The organism is Leptolyngbya sp. FACHB-541 (assembly GCF_014695875.1).
Taxonomy (GTDB): domain Bacteria; phylum Cyanobacteriota; class Cyanobacteriia; order Elainellales; family Elainellaceae; genus JAAUTN01.
The window spans coordinates 219,382-235,658 of sequence record NZ_JACJPC010000048.1; the positions used below are offsets into that span (position 1 = coordinate 219,382).

The window sequence follows — 16,277 nt, forward strand, 5'->3', positions numbered from 1 at the left end:
TGTTCACGCCTGCTTAGAGGGGTATTGCCGCCCACTTCCCCTTTTGATTCAAACTTCTGGCTCTATACCCAAAGCTCTTAACTGAGCCGCCAAACGCTCAGCCCGTTGGCTTTCCTGTTCAGCTCGTAAATGCTCTTGTTCAGCCCGTTCTTCCCCAGTCAACAGCAGGTTTCCTTGGTCATCCCACCAGCGCAACCAGGGTAGATCTAGATTTCTGTATTGCCCTTGCCAAATGCCCAGTTCTACACCCATTTGCGGCAAGGCATAGTGTCCTCGCTCATTTGCAGGCAATAGCTCATAGTGATCTTCAATGAAGTGATACACCTCAACGCTGGCTCGCTTCACTTCGTAAATGCCGTAAAATGCTGGGCGAATAACTTGTTCATAAATCCAAAATTTGCCCTTCCAGGGCGTTTTGTCTCGCTCTTCAGAGCCGTTACCCGAGACAAATTCCAGCACGATTAGAGGGGCAATGTGTTCTTGCCACAGCACGTAGGAGCGACGAACTTCTCCATTTAGGGTTGGTGGCGCGTTGGGTACATAGAACCAGTCGGGTGCTTCTGCACCGCGTTCGGGTGGCTCAGTGATCCGCCAGTAAATGCCAGAGTCTTGACCAATGCAGAATTGGGCATCAGGGTGCAGGCGTTCCAGAGTGGACCAAATCGATTCCGTCAGCAAAATGCTCTGGGGATGCTCCTGAAAGTTTTTCACAAACGTACCGTCCGACTCTGGAAGCTGGGTGTGGTCGGGCAGCGGCTCAAATTTGACAGGATCTGTGAAAGCAGAAGTCATCGCAACACCTGCACCGTAGGTTTGCTTTGTATTGTAATCATTTAGCGTTTGCGGGGCGACAAAACTTGTTCCCAAGGTAAACCCTGGGAACGAGTTTTGTAATGAATTTGGTAGCGAGCAAAATCTGTGAGAGGCGTAGCATTCGGCAGATAGCCCTGGAGTAGTCCCAGAGTCCTTGCCCCGCTACGCCCTTAACAGGAGTCTTCGCTATCCCTGGTGACTGACGAACTCCCAGAACTATGGGTATGTCGTAGTAGTGCGTCAAGCTTAGAACGTTGGGTTCCGCTGCGCTTCACCCAACCTACCTAACTACAAGCAGTAGAACCGTAAGTTGGGTGGAGCAGAGCGGAACCCAACCCTTTAGGCTTGCCGCGCTACTACATCAGGAGATTGTCAGTCACCCAGGTCCCTATCCACACCGATATTCTGAAAGAATGCCAAGTAGCTCTTGCATTTCAGGATCTTCATCGAAACTGATCAGCTTCATGTGATCAGGGTTTGCCATTAGCTCTTTGGCTAAAAGGTATCCGGCAACTGTCCAGGTTTGATACTTTCGAGAAGCCTTTCCGACTAAGCGACCATTGCGACCGTCATAGTATTCTGGCCATTCGTCTTCGGCTAGTCGTCTTTCGGCAATCTCGATCGCCTTCCAGCCAAGTTCTGTCCGTCCAGTTTTTTGGGCAGCGGCTACCAGCGTCCAAAGTAGTACGGGCCAGTTGCCGCCGTTGTGATATGACCAGGGTACGTTCTTGGGATCGCAGCCCGTAAGAATTTTCCATTCCAAGCCTTCGACAGCAGGAAAGCAGATTTTCATGGGCATGTAGCCAATCAAGTCGTGCCAGCGCTGCTCGATCAAATCAATGATAGATTGGCATTCTTCGACGCTGGCGAGAGAGCAGATGATCGCCATCAGGTTGCCCAGGGAGAAAAAGCGGAAATCCATTTGGGCAGGGCCAAGGTTGCCTGCCAAATAGCCGCCTCGCTCAGGCATCCATTCGGTGAGCCAGTAGGGAATGGAGTCGGGGTAAATGTTGAATTTGTTGACAGCGGCGATGCCGAATTCTTCGCCTTTGTAGCGATAGATATTGTTGAGCCGCTTCAGGTCAAGCCAGTAATACTCACGAATGTGGTAGTTGAGAACGCTGAGGCGCTGGTTAATCACCTGAATGTAAATGTCGCCGCGCCGACCCGGAAGTAGCAGTTCTCGTGCAGCACGCAGGGCAGCGTAGAAGAGCGCTTGAATTTCCAGCGGATGGCCGTAGACTCCCATGCGGCGATCGATCATAAACGCCCCATCTGCAACCAGAAGCGTGGGATACATATCAAAGCGATCGGCAAGGCAAAGTTTGAGAATGAGTACGATGCCGCGCTGAAATTCGGGCTGGTGGGCCAGGTCAATGTCCCCAGTGGCTTTGACGTATGCTCTAAGCAAAATCATCCACCACAAACAAGAATCAACGGGAGTGACTCTGCCGATCGCATGTTCGCCAAAGTCAGCGGCAATGTGCTGATTCCCGTTCCAAGATTCGACTTTAAAGCTGGCAGGCATGAGTCCTTGTCCTGCATTAAAGCAGTCCATCTGCTTGTCGTGACTTTGCAACGCCAGAGTTTCAATCAGAAAGTTACGCACAATTTCTGCTCTGCCGCTGATCAGAAAGAGGAGAGCGGACGAGACAAAATCTCGCACAAAACATTGGTCGTAGTTTAAGGCTTCGACTTCGCGATCGCGTGCAGCCACCGTACCAACTGGGCGATCGCCATAATAGATGATCGAGTCTTCGAGCAATTCCCAAGCCTTTTTAACCAAATCGTGCCCCAGGTCGCTTCCCGTTCCCATCGTTTAACCGTCTCCCCGGTTGATTCAAATCGTTGTGGAAGTGATCGTCTGCCACCAGGTTAAGGGCTCTCTTTCTAAGCCTGCTGTGATTTAAGGCATGGCTGTGCTGTAAGCCTTCACAAAAATCAACAGCGGATCTATGACAACATCTAGCTCAAGAAGTTTTAAGGAATAATGAAGCGGAAGACTGCTAACCGGAGTCTTTACACTTCAAACCTCTTGCTTCGTGATGAAGTTGCTCTAGAGAAAAAGAATGGCTGTTGTCAACCAAAAACCTCAACCTTCTTCAAATGGCATTCCAACTGTGCACCCTGAGTTGACGATTGCTTTATGTGGAATTTGACAACTTAAACCAAGGAAAGTTGCAGCTTGCCAGGCAAAACTTAGTCAGACCATTGAGAAAACCTAAATTTGCTTAAGTTTTTTTCCAAGCGAAGACTTCCAGGAGAGCCTGTAAGTCGGAAGGATTCCGCCTAAGTGTGTCTGACAACCTGGATCAGCTGATGCCATCGCTGTGCGATTAGCTTGATGACTTGAAAATCTCGCGGCGCAAGGGGTTCAACTCATCAAAAGGGCTAATCATGCTGGCAGTCGCTTTTGTTGCTTGGTTCAGTAGAAATACAAGAATCTATACCGGTTTCAAGGAAACCACGTAGAATTTAGCCGCTTTCGCTGCGTGATCTCAGCATAATCACAATAATGCCTCAGCAGAGTGAATTCTTGATGAAGCGGAGGTAGGGACTGTCTTAGAAGCGGTGAAGATTAGAGCGGGGACGTAGGGAAAAAGGACGAAGGATGAGGGACTGCTGCCAGTTCCAGGATTCCTTACTCTCTCAGCACTCAGCTCAGCCCTAGCCCCTCAACCCCTAACCCCTCTCTTCACCACTCATCCTGGATGCTAGTCTTTGGAACGATGACCGTGTTGGCACTGCTGCTGTCGGCGGAAATTGGAATAATTAGACGGCTGAGGATGCGGCTGTCCTCCAGCTTGTAGAGGTTAAATTCGCCACCAATTTGCTGCATGAGGGATTGGCAGATGAATAGGTGCAAGCCGGGGGGTTGGTCGAGGGTGGAGGGGGCTAGTAGGTCTTGCGATCGCCCTGTGTGCAGTTCCTCTAACAAACGCGGCTCGATCACGCCATTGTCGGTGATGGATAGTTCTAGCCAGTGTGGGTCAAGGGTACGGCACCAGATGTCAATTCGACCGCTGATGGGTGATCGCCGACAGGCAACAGTAAGCAACTCACACAGCACAAACTCAATTTTGCAGATATCACCGCCGATAGTGACGGTTCCCTCGTTGTGCACCTGAGACCAAATTTGGCGCTGCTTCATCAAAGTCTCGACCCGCTCTAGCGATCGCTTCAGCAGACTGGCTAAAGGAATCGTCTCCTGCTCGCTATGCAACTGCCACTGCTCGTTCTTCAGCAGTGGGGACATGGTCGAGAGCGTGTTGCTCAACTGCCGCAAAATTTGGTGATAGCGCATACTGGCAAGCGCATCTTTTTGGTGGCTCAGTTCGTTTAGCCGTCTCAGCCCAACGCTGAGTGATCGAGACACTTCTTCAAGCCGCCGATGCTTATACCAGTTCAATCGCTCCAAGTCCTGGCGCTGGGCGGTTAAGGTATCGGTCAAAATCAGGTAACGGCGTGACCATGCTAGTTGGCTGACCAGCGTTCCCAGTGCATTAAGCTGTCGCTCAGGCCAGTAGCGTTCCAGGCGATCGGCAACTAGTACAATTCCGGCAGGCTCATGCTCTGGAGCAGTCCGCATGGCGATCACCAAGATTTGTCCAATGCCTTCCCCGTTTAGCCACTGCCGAGTTTCTGGAGCGATATCATTGATGCTCAGTGGCAATAGCCCATCCGTTTGCAGTGCCCACTGGATCAGCGTATCGGTGTAAACCGGAATCTCCATGCCGGTTGCTACCGAAAACGGCTGACTGTTCGAAAACATGGCTGCAACTTTGGCAGACTTTCGCCCTGGCGACCACGTCACCAGCGTTACCAATGGTACCTGTAAGACCTGAGAAATATGCTGTACAGCCGATCGCTCCAGCTGCTCTAGCTGCTGGGTTTGCTGCATCGTGGTCAAGCCCCACTGGATCGTCTGGTGAACTTTCTGCTGTTGCTCGATCTGGCGCTGAAGCTGCCACTGCCGCAGGATCAAGCCAATCTGCTGGCTCACCACTCGAATGATTTCTCGTTCTGCTCGATTCCAGGTGCGGGCTGACTCATGCCCGATTACTAACAGTCCTTCTAGCGGCCGACCGATCGCCGTACTGCATACCAGAAGGGACTGCACCCCCTGTTCAAGCAAGACCTCCCGCCACGCCATCAGCTTCAGGTCATCATCAAGATTTTCTACCCCGACGGCTTCGGTGCTGCGCTGGAGCATCTGCCAGTCTACTTCATTCAGGGCTTCCAGGGGGGCAGAGAAAGGACGGCGATTTTGGGGCTGACTTTGAAAACAAATTTCAAAAATTTCCTGGTCTGCGTCGTAAAGCAGGACGATGAATCGTTCTGCCTGAAGCCGCTCACAGAGGCGATTAGCGCACTTTCTCAGGGTCGAGACCCAGTCTTCATCGCTGTAGATGGCATAGGCAACTTCAGCAGTCAGGGTTTGGTCTGTTTTGACCTGCTGGATGGTGTCTTCCATGTTTTCCAGCGGCGAGGTCAGGGCAACCAGTTGGGCGGCTCCGCGCACGTAGTTTTTTTCTTCCTCTAGCCAAATTCGAGCGTCGTTGCCCTCTAATGCCAGGAAACCGAGCAGTTCGTCTTGAAATAAAATCGGTGCAGCCAGGAGCGATCGCGCCCGAATTTGCTGCATCAGTCGCCCGGTTGTGTCCGCTTTGAGGGAACTGTGAGCTTCGCCAATGGAAACAATCTGGTCGGCAGCAAGTGCCTGGTAAAAGTTGGGTGCTTCCTGCACCGTAATCTCAGCGGCAGGTGGGTTTACGTCTGGCGTACCCAGGGTGCTTTTTTGTCTGCCCATTCTGCGCCAAAAGAAGCGCTGGTTGGGCTCAAACCAGTAAATGTTAGTGCGATCGCAGCCAATGAACTGATGTGTCTCGGTGACGATTGCCTCTAGCCGCTGATCGAGGGCAGGGAGCGATCGCATCCGTGACAGCAGGGTGAGGAGAGGAGTCCCTGGCCGCTTCGTCTGTTGTCGCTGCCAGTCTGCATCAATTTGGTAAAGTGCTGCGCCCAGCCCGCCCAGCATCATCGACAGTCTTGCCTTTTCCTCAGAGTGGGGAGAAACGCCCCACAGGTGTGACCCTAACAGCGCTACCCCAAAGCATCGGTCCTTGTAGCGAATCGGAAAAATAATCGTGCCTTGAATGTTAAATTTTTGAGCTGCCTTGCGCCATTCTCCGGCCCGTGCTTCTTCTCTTAAATCGGGCACACCCAGAAGCCGCTGCTGAATCACAACCTGCTCCAGCAAGTCACCGGGCTGTAGGGCAAGTCGCTGTTTGAGTAGAGCGACATCGCCCAAGGGAGTCTTGCCTCCTTTGCCCAGCAGACGATGATCCAGGCGATCGTATAGCCCGATCCAAATCAGCGCATAATCAAATTCAGCCTGGAGATAAGTCAGAGTCGTTTCAATCAGAACGTCTGCATCTTCCTCCTCACGCAAGACTTGCAGCGCTCGTCCCAAGGCGACAAGTTGTCTCTCATAAGCAGATGGCTCTTTTTGTTGGCCCATGTCACCTAACTCCGGTTCTGTCCGGGCTGCCCCTAATGCAAGTTAACTTTGAATCGAGAAAATTGAGAATAGTGAAAGAAAAGTGATTGGGAAAATCTTACCCAAAAGCAGCCAAGCCAACACGCAGTACAGATGATGTAGAACTGCTACAGCCATCTGGTTCGGTTGCGTCCCGTTGAAGGTATGGTTTTACTTTCCCAGTTGCCCTTTTTCCTTTACCCGATCTGCTTGAATCAAAGCACCCCAATTTTTGAACTTTTTTTGAACTTTCTGACGTAGCAAGGCTTCTGCATCGTTCCCGCAGTTCCTTACGCTCAGATTTTTGACTGATGGTTTTTATCCTAAATTTGATGCTGGGCAAAATGCTGTGAACGATCTAGTTTGAACAATCTAATGTAGTCAAGTTGACTGATATAGACTGGTATTCTGAAGTTAGAGCATCTGGTTTGGGCAGATAGACATTTCGACATCTCCTGAACTTTAGCTGAATTCTTTAGTCGAATTAGCGACAAAATTGGCAATTTGGACATTTATCAAACGGGCATCCGTCCTCTTCTATTTTCCGGCTTAAAGGCAGATCCAGAATGGCTGCATCAGCAAACAATTAAAGTATTTAGCTGGCTGAGCCAAAATCGCGATCATGACCCTCCGCACTGGCTCTATCAGCAAATTCAGAATGCCTACTGCTTTGAACATCCTTGCCTAAAGCAAAAGCTATGGGATCTGGAGGTCACAAACCCAGTCGGGTTAGCGGCTGGGTTTGATAAAGATGGTCTGGCAGCTGGCATTTGGTCTGGTTTTGGTTTTGGTTTTGCTGAGTTGGGAACGGTAACGCTGCAGCCGCAGCCTGGCAACCCGCGTCCCCGGTTGTTTCGCCTGCCTCTAGATGGGGCGGCTCTCAATCGGATGGGATTTAATAACCAGGGCGCAGCTGCAATGGCGGTAAGGCTGGAGGCAATGGGCGATAAACAGGCGATCGCCACTAGGGTAAAAGGGCAAGGAAATGAGGGTTCTAGTTCCTTGCTGGTTGCCGATCGCCCCAACATTCCTTTGGGCATTAACTTAGGTAAGTCTAAATTAACACCGCTAGAGTCGGCTGCCGCAGATTATCTGGGCAGTTTTCGTTTGCTGAAAGACTGGGGAGACTATTTTGTCGTGAATGTGTCTTCTCCTAATACGCCAGGGTTGCGATCGCTTCAAGCAACAGAACAACTCGAACCAATCTTGCAGGTGCTACAGCAAGAAAATGACCAGCGCAAGCCAATTCTAATCAAAATTGCGCCCGATTTGGAATGGGAAGCGATCGCCGACATCCTGAACTTGGCGCAAGCACACCAACTAGCGGGCATTATCGCCACCAATACGACCATTCGCCGCGATGGGCTTAAAACCCAAATTATTAGCAAAACCGGTAAGCCCGTCACTGAAGAAGCAGGCGGCATTAGCGGTTCTCCCCTACGTCAGCGTTCGACCGAAGTGATTCGCTTTGTTTACCAGCAAACTCAGGGAAAGCTTCCCATTATTGGCGTTGGTGGTGTCTTTACCGCAGAAGATGCCTGGGAAAAAATTACTGCTGGAGCCAGTCTAGTACAGGTCTATACAGGCTGGATTTATGAAGGTCCAGCCATGGTGCGCCGCATTTTGGAAGGGCTGGTACAAAAACTAGAGGAACATGGCTTAACCCACATTCATGAGGCGATCGGACTCAGAAATGTGGATTGAGCCCGGAAGCCATTTTGTGAAGAAGCCCTATCTGATGTACGGACGAAGCATTCGGCAAAAGAATTGTGCTTCAGGGGCAAAGGATTGTAACCGAATGCTTCGCCCTACCGATACCGATGCTTTACAGACGGGTTTGACATTAGCAGGGTCAAGCCCCCAACCTAAAATTTTTATCTTGATTCAATCATGTTCGCTTATGGGATACGAAGCCTTGCGACTAAAGCTTAGCTACCGGAGGCGAAGAATCAACAATCTTTAGTGATCTTGCGAGAGCAAATGATCTATCCTCTGGAAAATTTTGTCAAAAAAACCGCCTCTATCTAAAGAATGAGCCTTTTTCTTCCTTGATCCCCTTGCAAACTGCCACTCACAATTGGACACTGGACTTGGGAATGGAATGGCAGTTAAGAGGCAGTTAAGAGGTCATTGTGAAAAACGTATTGTCAATTATTCTGGGTGGCGGCGCGGGTACCCGCTTGTATCCGTTGACAAAACAGCGGGCAAAACCTGCCGTACCTTTAGCAGGAAAGTATCGCCTGATCGATATCCCCGTCAGCAACTGCATCAATTCAGAAATTCTCAAAATTTACGTTCTAACTCAGTTTAATTCCGCTTCTCTCAATCGCCATATTACTCGTGCCTACACCTTTCCAGGCTTTTCAGACGGTTTCGTAGAGGTGTTGGCAGCACAGCAAACCCCCGATAGCCCCAGTTGGTTTCAGGGAACGGCAGACGCGGTGCGAAAGTATCTCTGGCTGCTAGAAGAGTGGGATATTGACGAATATTTAATCTTGTCGGGCGACCATCTCTATCGAATGGACTATCGCCAGTTTGTCCAGCGGCACCGCGAAACCAATGCGGACATTACCCTCTCGGTGGTGCCAATTGATGAAAAGCGGGCTTCTAGCTTTGGTTTAATGAAGATTGATGGCTCTGGGCGGATCGTCAGCTTTTCTGAGAAACCTAAGGGCGAAGACCTGCTGCGGATGCAGGTTGACACCACAACGCTAGGACTGACGCCAGAGCAGGCTAAAGAAAGCCCCTACATTGCCTCCATGGGCATTTATGTGTTTAAGAAAGATGTTTTGATCAAGCTTTTGAAGCGATCGCTTGAGCAAACCGACTTTGGCAAAGAGATCATTCCATCCGCCGCTAAAGACCACAACATTCAGGCTTATCTGTTTGAGGGCTACTGGGAAGACATCGGAACGATCGAATCGTTCTATGACGCAAATCTAGCGCTGACTCAACAGCCACAGCCACCTTTTAGCTTCTACGACGAAGGTGCTCCGATCTATACTCGCGCCCGCTACCTGCCTCCAACCAAGCTGTTGGATTGCCAGGTAACAGAGTCGATGATTGGCGATGGCTGCATTCTCAAGAGCTGCCAGATCCATCATTCAGTGCTGGGAATTCGTACCCGCGTAGAAGCAGGCGGCGTGATTCAAGACACGTTGATTATGGGTTCGGACTATTACCAACCTTTCGCAGAGCGGCAGAGTGACTGTTCTAGCACCGACGTTCCTCTAGGAATCGGCGCAAACACCACCATCCGTCGCGCCATCGTTGACAAAAATGCTCATATTGGTTGTGATGTGCAAATTATCAACAAAGATCACGTTGAAGAAGCAGACCGTGAGAAGGATGGGTTTCATATCATCAACGGCATTGTTGTGATTCACAAGAATGCCATTATTCCTGATGGGACAGTGATTTAACACCCTCCTGTTTGTAGGCTTGGAAACTGGTTGTCTGACAAAACTCCCAAAACTATGGGTTATGCCATGGTTGGGTGAAGCGAGTGTGTTAACCCAACGAAATCTAGGTAAGTGTTGGGTTATGCTCTGCTCCACCCAACCTACGGTTCTACTATTCGTAAGTTGGGTAGGTTGGGTGAAGCGCAGTGTAACCCAACGTTCTAAGCTTGACGCGCTACTACATTAGAAGATTTGTCAGTCAGCTAGGGGTTAGAAGTCCTGCGTTTCGGGAACTGGGGCGAAATGCAGCATCTTGGGCTTAGATAAGGCTTGCGTATACACGGTAGCCTTATCTGTATGTCCCAACTCATACTCCTGGTTGGATTACCAGGAAGTGGAAAATCTACCCTGGCGCGGCAGCTTGCTGGGTCGGGAGCTTTGCTGATTTCAACCGACACAATTCGAGAACAGCTCTTTGGTGATGAGGCGATTCAGGGTTCCTGGCTTAAAATTTGGGCAGAGGTGCAGCGACAGTTTCAGCAAGCCGTTGATCAAATCAATCAGGGAAAGGCGCGATCGGCAATTTTTGACGCAACTAATGCAGTGCGGCGAAATCGGCGGCAGGTAATTGTTGCAGCCAAAGTTGCAGGTTTTACCCGAATTACAGGACTGTGGTTGGATACCGATCTAGAAACGTGTCTGGAGCGCAGCCGCAACCGCGATCGCCAGGTGCCCGAAGACGTAATTTTGCGAATGCATCGCTGTTTAATGGGTGCAATACCCAGTGTGCAGGAGGGAATGCACGACTTGCTCCGCTATTCTGCCTTTCACAAAGCGGGTTATAAGTTGCTCAAGACGGCTGATCAGCTTGATTCAGAGGTTATGGTGGTCGAGGGTGTGGAAATTGCGATCGCACATCAGGCAGGAACCGAACCGCATCAAACTTGACTGCCTGGTAGCTTAGAATCAGAGCCTATGGAGGAAACGGGTTGATGGCTGCGACCGACTTCAAAGACTATTACGCCATTTTGGGAGTAAACAAAACTGCCAGCGCTGACGAAATCAAAAAGGCCTATCGGAAGTTGGCGCGGCAGTATCACCCTGATATGAACCCTGGCGACAAATCTGCAGAAGCCCGCTTTAAAGAAGTCAGTGAAGCGTATGAAGTCTTGTCTGACTCTGACAAGCGGCAAAAATACGACCAGTTTGGACAGTATTGGAAACAGGCTGGCAGTGGTGGCTGGCCGTCCGGCGCTGGAACCGACTTTGGCGGATTTGACTTCAGCCAGTACGGTAGCTTTGACGATTTCATCAACGAATTGTTAGGTCGCTTTGGCGGTGCGCCAGCAGGAGGGGGACGACGCACCTACTCCTACCGTCCGGGCGGCAGTTCCCCGTTCGGTGGCTTTGGTGGCTTTCAGGACGCGTCTGGGTTTGACGACTCAATGTCCGCAGGCACAGATTTAGAATCAACGCTGTCACTTACGCTATCAGAAGCTTTTAGAGGCGTTCAAAAGCGGCTCAACCTGGGCGGTGAAGTCATTGACGTGAGAATTCCACCGGGAGCCAAGCCCAAGAGCCGAATTCGGGTAAAAGGCAAGGGACAGGCTAGCCCCTACACGCAACAGAGAGGCGACCTGTACCTGAATGTGGAAATTCAGTCCCATCCTTTCTTCAAGTTTGAGAGAGATAACCTGGTGTGTGAGGTGCCGATCGCCCCAGACGAGGCTGTTCTAGGAGGATCGATTGAGGTTCCCACCCCTGACGGCAATGTGACGATGAACATTCCGGCAGGAATCCGCTCTGGACAAACGCTGCGACTGCGCGGCAAAGGCTGGTCGAAGCCAAAAGGCGATCGCGGTGACCAATTGGTACGAATTGTGATCGTCGCCCCACAAGAGCTAAGCGCCACCGAGCGAGAATACTACGAAAAAATTCGCAGCAGCCGCACCTTTGACCCACGCAGCAACCTAAAACGAGTGAGTCTGTAGGAAGCGATCCGTGTAGTCGGAGCTATAAGCGAAGAGGAGCTATGAAGGAATTGGTCTGTGCCCCTCTTCGCCTCTTTGTATCTGTCTGATATCCGTCCTGGTGGATCAGCAACCCTATAAGGGGCAGTACTGTAGCGACAAATAGCTGAAGGCTTAGCATAGGCTTCTTCGCCTGTCACCCTTCATTTGATTACTTTTTCCGCAATATTGTTTTATGATTAGGCTCACTTAGATACAGAAATTTGGAGGAACCTGAGATTTGATCAGGTCATCCATCTGTCATTCCTTTGACAAGTCGAGGAGTAAAATTTTCAGATGAAAAAGTTTGATTTCAAAGGCACTCTTAAGCCTCGTGCAATTAATTTAGCGATCGCCACTTTAACCGTTGGTTTCCTGGCTGCGGCTTGTCAAGAAGCCCCAACTGAACCTGCTGCTGAGGGCGAAGCTCCTGCAACAGAAGAAACCGCTGCTGCTAGCGGAGACGGTCTGAAGCTCGGCGCACTCCTCCCTGCAACGGGCGACCTGTCCTCTATCGGTCAGCCTATGCTAGATGCTCTTCCCCTGATTGTGGAAGAGGTTAACGCATGCGGTGGTGTCAATGATGCAGATGTCACCCTGGTGGTTGAAGATGACCAGACTGACCCAACTGCTGGTGCAGAAGCAATGACCAAACTGGTTGAAGCAGACCAGGTCGGCGCAGTTGTAGGAGCTTTTGCTAGCAGTGTGTCTACCGCAGCAGTCGATATCGCGGCTCGGACTGAGGTGCCAATGGTGTCTCCAGGGAGCACCAGCCCCGTCTTTACCGAGAAAGCAGCAGCAGGCGACTTTAATGGTTTCTGGGCCCGGACTGCTCCACCGGATACCTATCAGGCAGAAGCGCTAGCTCAACTGGCGATCGATGAAGGCTGGCAAAACGTCTCTACTGTTGTGATCAACAACGACTATGGAGTCGGATTTGAGCAAGCCTTTGTCAGAGAATTTGAAGAGCGTGGCGGCACAGTTGTTAACAAAGACAACCCCACCCGTTATGACCCCAAAGCTACCACCTTTGAATCTGAAGCAGCGGCGGCTTTTGGTGGTGAACCAGACGCAGTTGTTGCAGTTCTCTACGCTGAGACGGGTAGCCTCTTACTCAAATCGGCTTACGAACAGGGCTTGACTGAAGGGGTGCAGATTCTGTTAACTGACGGGGTGCAAACTCCAGAATTTCCTGAAGCGGTGGGTAAAACTGCTGACGGTAGCTATATTCTGGCAGGAGCGATCGGGACTGTACCTGGTGCAGGCGGCCCTGCTCTAGCAGACTTTACCACTAAGTGGGAAGACGCTAAGGGCGAACCACCCGGAGCATTTGTGCCTCACACTTGGGATGCTGCGGCTTTGCTAATGTTGGCGGCTGAGGCGGCTGGCTCGAACGAGGGAAGCGCGATCGCCGCTGAACTCCGTAATGTGGCAGAAGGCGGCACCGAAGTCACTGACGTTTGCGCTGGACTAGAAGCACTGCGAAACGGTGAAGACATCAACTACCAGGGCGCTAGCGGCAACGTTGACATTGATGAAAACGGTGACGTGGTCGGCAACTACGATGTCTGGACTGTCACTGATGCAGGTCAAATCGAAGTGATTGACCAGGTGATTTTGGGCGAAGGTGAATAAGAGGCGATCTCCCTTCTGACCCAAAAATCCAAGAATGGCACATCTAACTAGATGTGCCATTTTTTATCTTCTTGTTCCCAGATTCCACCTGGAAATACTAGTAACCACTGCCCTAACTACCGCTACCACTATCACCACCGCCGCCACCGCAATCACCACCACCACCCCAACTGCCGCCACCGCTGTCACCGCCCCAGCTACTGCCACCGCTGTCACCGCCCCAGCTACTGCCACCGCTGCAGTCACCGCCACTCCAACTGGTGCTGCCGCTGTCACCGCTAGTGCTGCTGTTGCTAGTGCTGTTACTACAATCACTGCTCGTACTGTTGCTGCTGCTCAGGTCATTGGTAGCTTGCATGGTGCTCCAAAAGTCAGCAGAATCAAGGTTCTTTCTCCTCGAAGGACGAGCAAGATGAGCACTGTTGCCTGCCTGACCGCTGTTGCTTCGGCTTGATGCTACAAGAAGCAGAATTATTCCAAGTACTGCTCCTATACCTAACACGAAACCACCGGTCACCTCAGAGGAGAGAGTGGGCTGGGGTTCGTTTGTTATTGGTCTGTTGTTAACAGACAACGTATTCACTGAGTAACTAGAACTTACCGAGTCCGATACAGCAAAAGCCTTTGTTCCTTGGATAGAAGGGGAAGCGGCGATCGCCAAACTTAAACATCCCATGCAAAGTACTTGCGTTGTTTTAAAGCTAATCCGTTTCATGACTTAACCTCCGTTTCGGTTGATTGGAAAATGCTTCAGCACGAAATGTCTTGGCGATCGCAAATCGAGATCGGTTCAATTAAATCCTCAAGTTCATCCATGTGATAGTGACTCGGTACTACAAGTAGCGTGATTCCTTTACGCCCAATTACATTGACAAGTTGTCCGGGAAAAATCGCTGTAATGCAATCTGTCGGATAAAGCTGTGCAGCCCAACAGGTGCCAAAACATTCGACTCTTCCGGGGCGATTTTGGGTAATGGTTTGATCAACTTTGCCCTGAGTTGGAGTTGAAAAGATTTCAGGGCGATCGGGTAGAAATAAGTCCATTTGATGCACCTCTCATACGGAATCCGGATGGTAGAGTGACACTAATTTATTCCTCCTTCCACCAATGAAAAAGTGTGTGTCCTCGAATGGTTTGTGGCATGGCTGAAAGGGTAAGACAACGAGAAGCTAACGTTTCCTCGAGCGCATCCAAGTTGTCAAACTTGCGGTTGACTAGTGGTTCGTCACTCAATTGCCACAACCGTTCAGCAGGTTGCAGTTCTGGAGAATAGGGAGGCAGAAATTCTAAATGAATGCCTTCTGGTACGACAACTTGCTTGGCTCGATGCCAACCCGCTCCATCAATTATCAACAAAAGCTGTTTGTTGCCTCCCGCTCCAACCGCTTGAGCAAATACTTGCAAGGCTTGGTTGAACCAAGTCACACTGACTCTCGGTAGGATGAGCCACTCGCTCTGTCCGCTGTGAGGACAAACAAACGCATACAGATAAAGCCATTGATAGCGATGATGTACTACTGCACTTGGACGTTGTCCTCGCTTTGCCCATACTTTGCGAATAATGGGTTTAAGCCCCAAGCGATGCTCATCAAACGCCCAAACTTCAACCTGAGCTTGAGGATAAGCTTGTCTCAATTGCTCAACTCGTTGCGGCAAGTTTTTTTAAATGCAGCTTGAGCTTCTGCATCCCCCTTCGCATGACTCGGACGAGGACGTTGTCCACTGTAGTTGAGCTTCTGCAAATAATCCCATCCTCGCTGGGGGTGAACCTTTTCTCGACCCGTTCTCTTGGCAATCCATTGCGCCACTTTCGGTCCATTCCAAATCCCACCATCTTCAGGGGCTTCCTGCAAGGCTCGGTCAAGTTCCTCCTGTTGAGCAACGCTCAGCAAGGCACGACTAGTCATCTGCCGCCCCTGCCGTCCATTCCTGATTGCCTCACTTCCTGCTTTGTTGTAGGCATAAACAACCTTGCGCGCATAGGAATAGCTCATTCCCACGCTCTCGGCGGCATCAAGTAGATACCACCGTTGTGAGACAAGCCACAGCAAGTGCCAGCGTCGCGACTCAACCCGGTCGCTGCTATTTTGATAACGAGTTTTCAGTCCCTCACTACTGAGGTGTTTTGCCAGTGTAATTGTTCGTCCCATCCTTCTATCTTATAGTGTTACTCCACAGCCGGATTCCGTATCAAACGTTGTGATCCTTTGTGATTGTTGCCTTTAAGGGAAGTTCAAGTACTAATCAAAAAGGCTGACAGCAATATCTCACTGTCAGCCTTTGTAGCTAGTGACTAAACTCTCCTGGCTGAAAAGTTATTCAGTTATAGATTGCAAAACTAGTAGCTGTTACAGCCACTTAGTATTGTTGATACAGAGTAGTTTTCATTTCAACGTCTGTGATCGGTTAGGTAAGAAGCCGTTAGGTAAAGCACAGGAGAGATATTGCTTCTCTTACATTTGGAGAAGTCCAGCTTTGCAGACAAGTAACCTTCAGGTAAAGCCTTAAGCACCTCTCGTCTGAGATGACCGCAGTGATTAACAATGTCGCTGCTAGCATTATCTGTCCAGCTTTCCAAATACTCTCTCAACACGTCGGGCGAACAGCGCATTGAACCGCAGTACGAATAAACGCTGATCTCAATTTCACTAGCACTCAGCTTTTTAACATTCAGTTCAACTTCCCCATTTTTAGAGTGGTGACATAGATAAATGCCATTCTCTAATGATGCAAACAGTGCATCGAGGGAATCAGGAGTACCGGGCTGTAGGTACATCAATATACCTCTACATCAGGTTATGTCTTAGCCACGCAGCCTCACACCGAGTTATCAACTAATTCTAGATGACTTATCAAGTTGATAATATGAGTATAGGGTT

General features: G+C 50.3%; 13 protein-coding genes. 5 read left to right on the plus strand and 8 right to left on the minus strand.

From position 1 onward, the window contains the following. Positions 1 to 48 precede the first annotated feature (48 nt). The 3 genes from H6G00_RS09715 to H6G00_RS09725 all read right to left on the minus strand — a co-directional run bounded on the left by H6G00_RS09715 (position 49) and on the right by H6G00_RS09725 (position 6,334). Positions 49 to 792, minus strand: a complete 744-nt coding sequence (locus tag H6G00_RS09715) for a Uma2 family endonuclease (protein ID WP_190680047.1) — start codon at positions 790 to 792, stop codon at positions 49 to 51. A 409-nt stretch (positions 793 to 1,201) separates the two neighbouring features. Further along, positions 1,202 to 2,629, minus strand: coding sequence for a glycoside hydrolase 100 family protein (locus H6G00_RS09720; RefSeq protein WP_190796575.1), 1,428 nt, complete (start codon positions 2,627 to 2,629; stop codon positions 1,202 to 1,204). 879 nt (positions 2,630 to 3,508) lie between these two features. Continuing rightward, positions 3,509 to 6,334: a GAF domain-containing protein gene (locus H6G00_RS09725; RefSeq protein WP_190680045.1), complete on the minus strand. Its 2,826-nt coding sequence runs from the start codon at positions 6,332 to 6,334 to the stop codon at positions 3,509 to 3,511. Positions 6,335 to 6,856: 522 nt separating this feature from the next. Between H6G00_RS09725 and H6G00_RS09730 the strand changes: the two genes are divergently transcribed. The 5 genes from H6G00_RS09730 (at position 6,857) to H6G00_RS09750 (ending at position 13,397) form a co-directional block, all read left to right on the plus strand. After that, entirely contained in the window at positions 6,857 to 8,056 is a 1,200-nt protein-coding gene (locus H6G00_RS09730) for a quinone-dependent dihydroorotate dehydrogenase (protein WP_190641655.1), read from the plus strand. Between the two features lie 428 nt (positions 8,057 to 8,484). After that, on the plus strand, positions 8,485 to 9,774 hold the full coding sequence (locus tag H6G00_RS09735) for a glucose-1-phosphate adenylyltransferase (protein WP_190641654.1): 1,290 nt from the start codon (positions 8,485 to 8,487) through the stop codon (positions 9,772 to 9,774). Between the two features lie 336 nt (positions 9,775 to 10,110). Further along, positions 10,111 to 10,701: an AAA family ATPase gene (locus tag H6G00_RS09740; RefSeq protein WP_190796576.1), complete on the plus strand. Its 591-nt coding sequence runs from the start codon at positions 10,111 to 10,113 to the stop codon at positions 10,699 to 10,701. Between the two features lie 44 nt (positions 10,702 to 10,745). After that, positions 10,746 to 11,744 carry a DnaJ C-terminal domain-containing protein gene (locus H6G00_RS09745; RefSeq protein WP_190796577.1) on the plus strand — a complete coding sequence of 333 codons (999 nt, stop codon included), beginning with the start codon at positions 10,746 to 10,748 and terminating at the stop codon, positions 11,742 to 11,744. A gap of 315 nt (positions 11,745 to 12,059) precedes the next feature. Next, positions 12,060 to 13,397 (plus strand): ABC transporter substrate-binding protein, encoded by a 1,338-nt coding sequence (locus H6G00_RS09750; RefSeq protein ID WP_190680041.1) that lies wholly within the window; start codon positions 12,060 to 12,062, stop codon positions 13,395 to 13,397. Positions 13,398 to 13,509: 112 nt separating this feature from the next. Here the strand turns inward: H6G00_RS09750 and H6G00_RS09755 are convergent, their stop codons facing one another. The 5 genes from H6G00_RS09755 to H6G00_RS09770 all read right to left on the minus strand — a co-directional run bounded on the left by H6G00_RS09755 (position 13,510) and on the right by H6G00_RS09770 (position 16,174). Next, a complete protein-coding gene (locus tag H6G00_RS09755; protein ID WP_190796578.1) occupies positions 13,510 to 13,755 on the minus strand; it encodes a hypothetical protein in 246 nt (81 codons plus the stop codon). Positions 13,756 to 14,147: 392 nt separating this feature from the next. Next, the gene (locus tag H6G00_RS09760; protein ID WP_190796579.1) at positions 14,148 to 14,441 is read right to left on the minus strand and encodes an NfeD family protein; all 294 of its coding nucleotides are present in this window, start codon (positions 14,439 to 14,441) and stop codon (positions 14,148 to 14,150) included. Positions 14,442 to 14,487: 46 nt separating this feature from the next. Continuing rightward, a complete protein-coding gene (locus H6G00_RS34660; protein WP_199318401.1) occupies positions 14,488 to 15,054 on the minus strand; it encodes an IS630 family transposase in 567 nt (188 codons plus the stop codon). Then, on the minus strand, positions 15,030 to 15,548 hold the full coding sequence (locus tag H6G00_RS34665; protein WP_199318402.1) for a winged helix-turn-helix domain-containing protein: 519 nt from the start codon (positions 15,546 to 15,548) through the stop codon (positions 15,030 to 15,032). The genes H6G00_RS34660 and H6G00_RS34665 overlap by 25 nt, the downstream gene beginning before the upstream one ends. A 239-nt stretch (positions 15,549 to 15,787) precedes the next feature. Then, positions 15,788 to 16,174, minus strand: a complete 387-nt coding sequence (locus H6G00_RS09770) for a hypothetical protein (RefSeq protein ID WP_190641648.1) — start codon at positions 16,172 to 16,174, stop codon at positions 15,788 to 15,790. Positions 16,175 to 16,277: the final 103 nt, after the last annotated feature.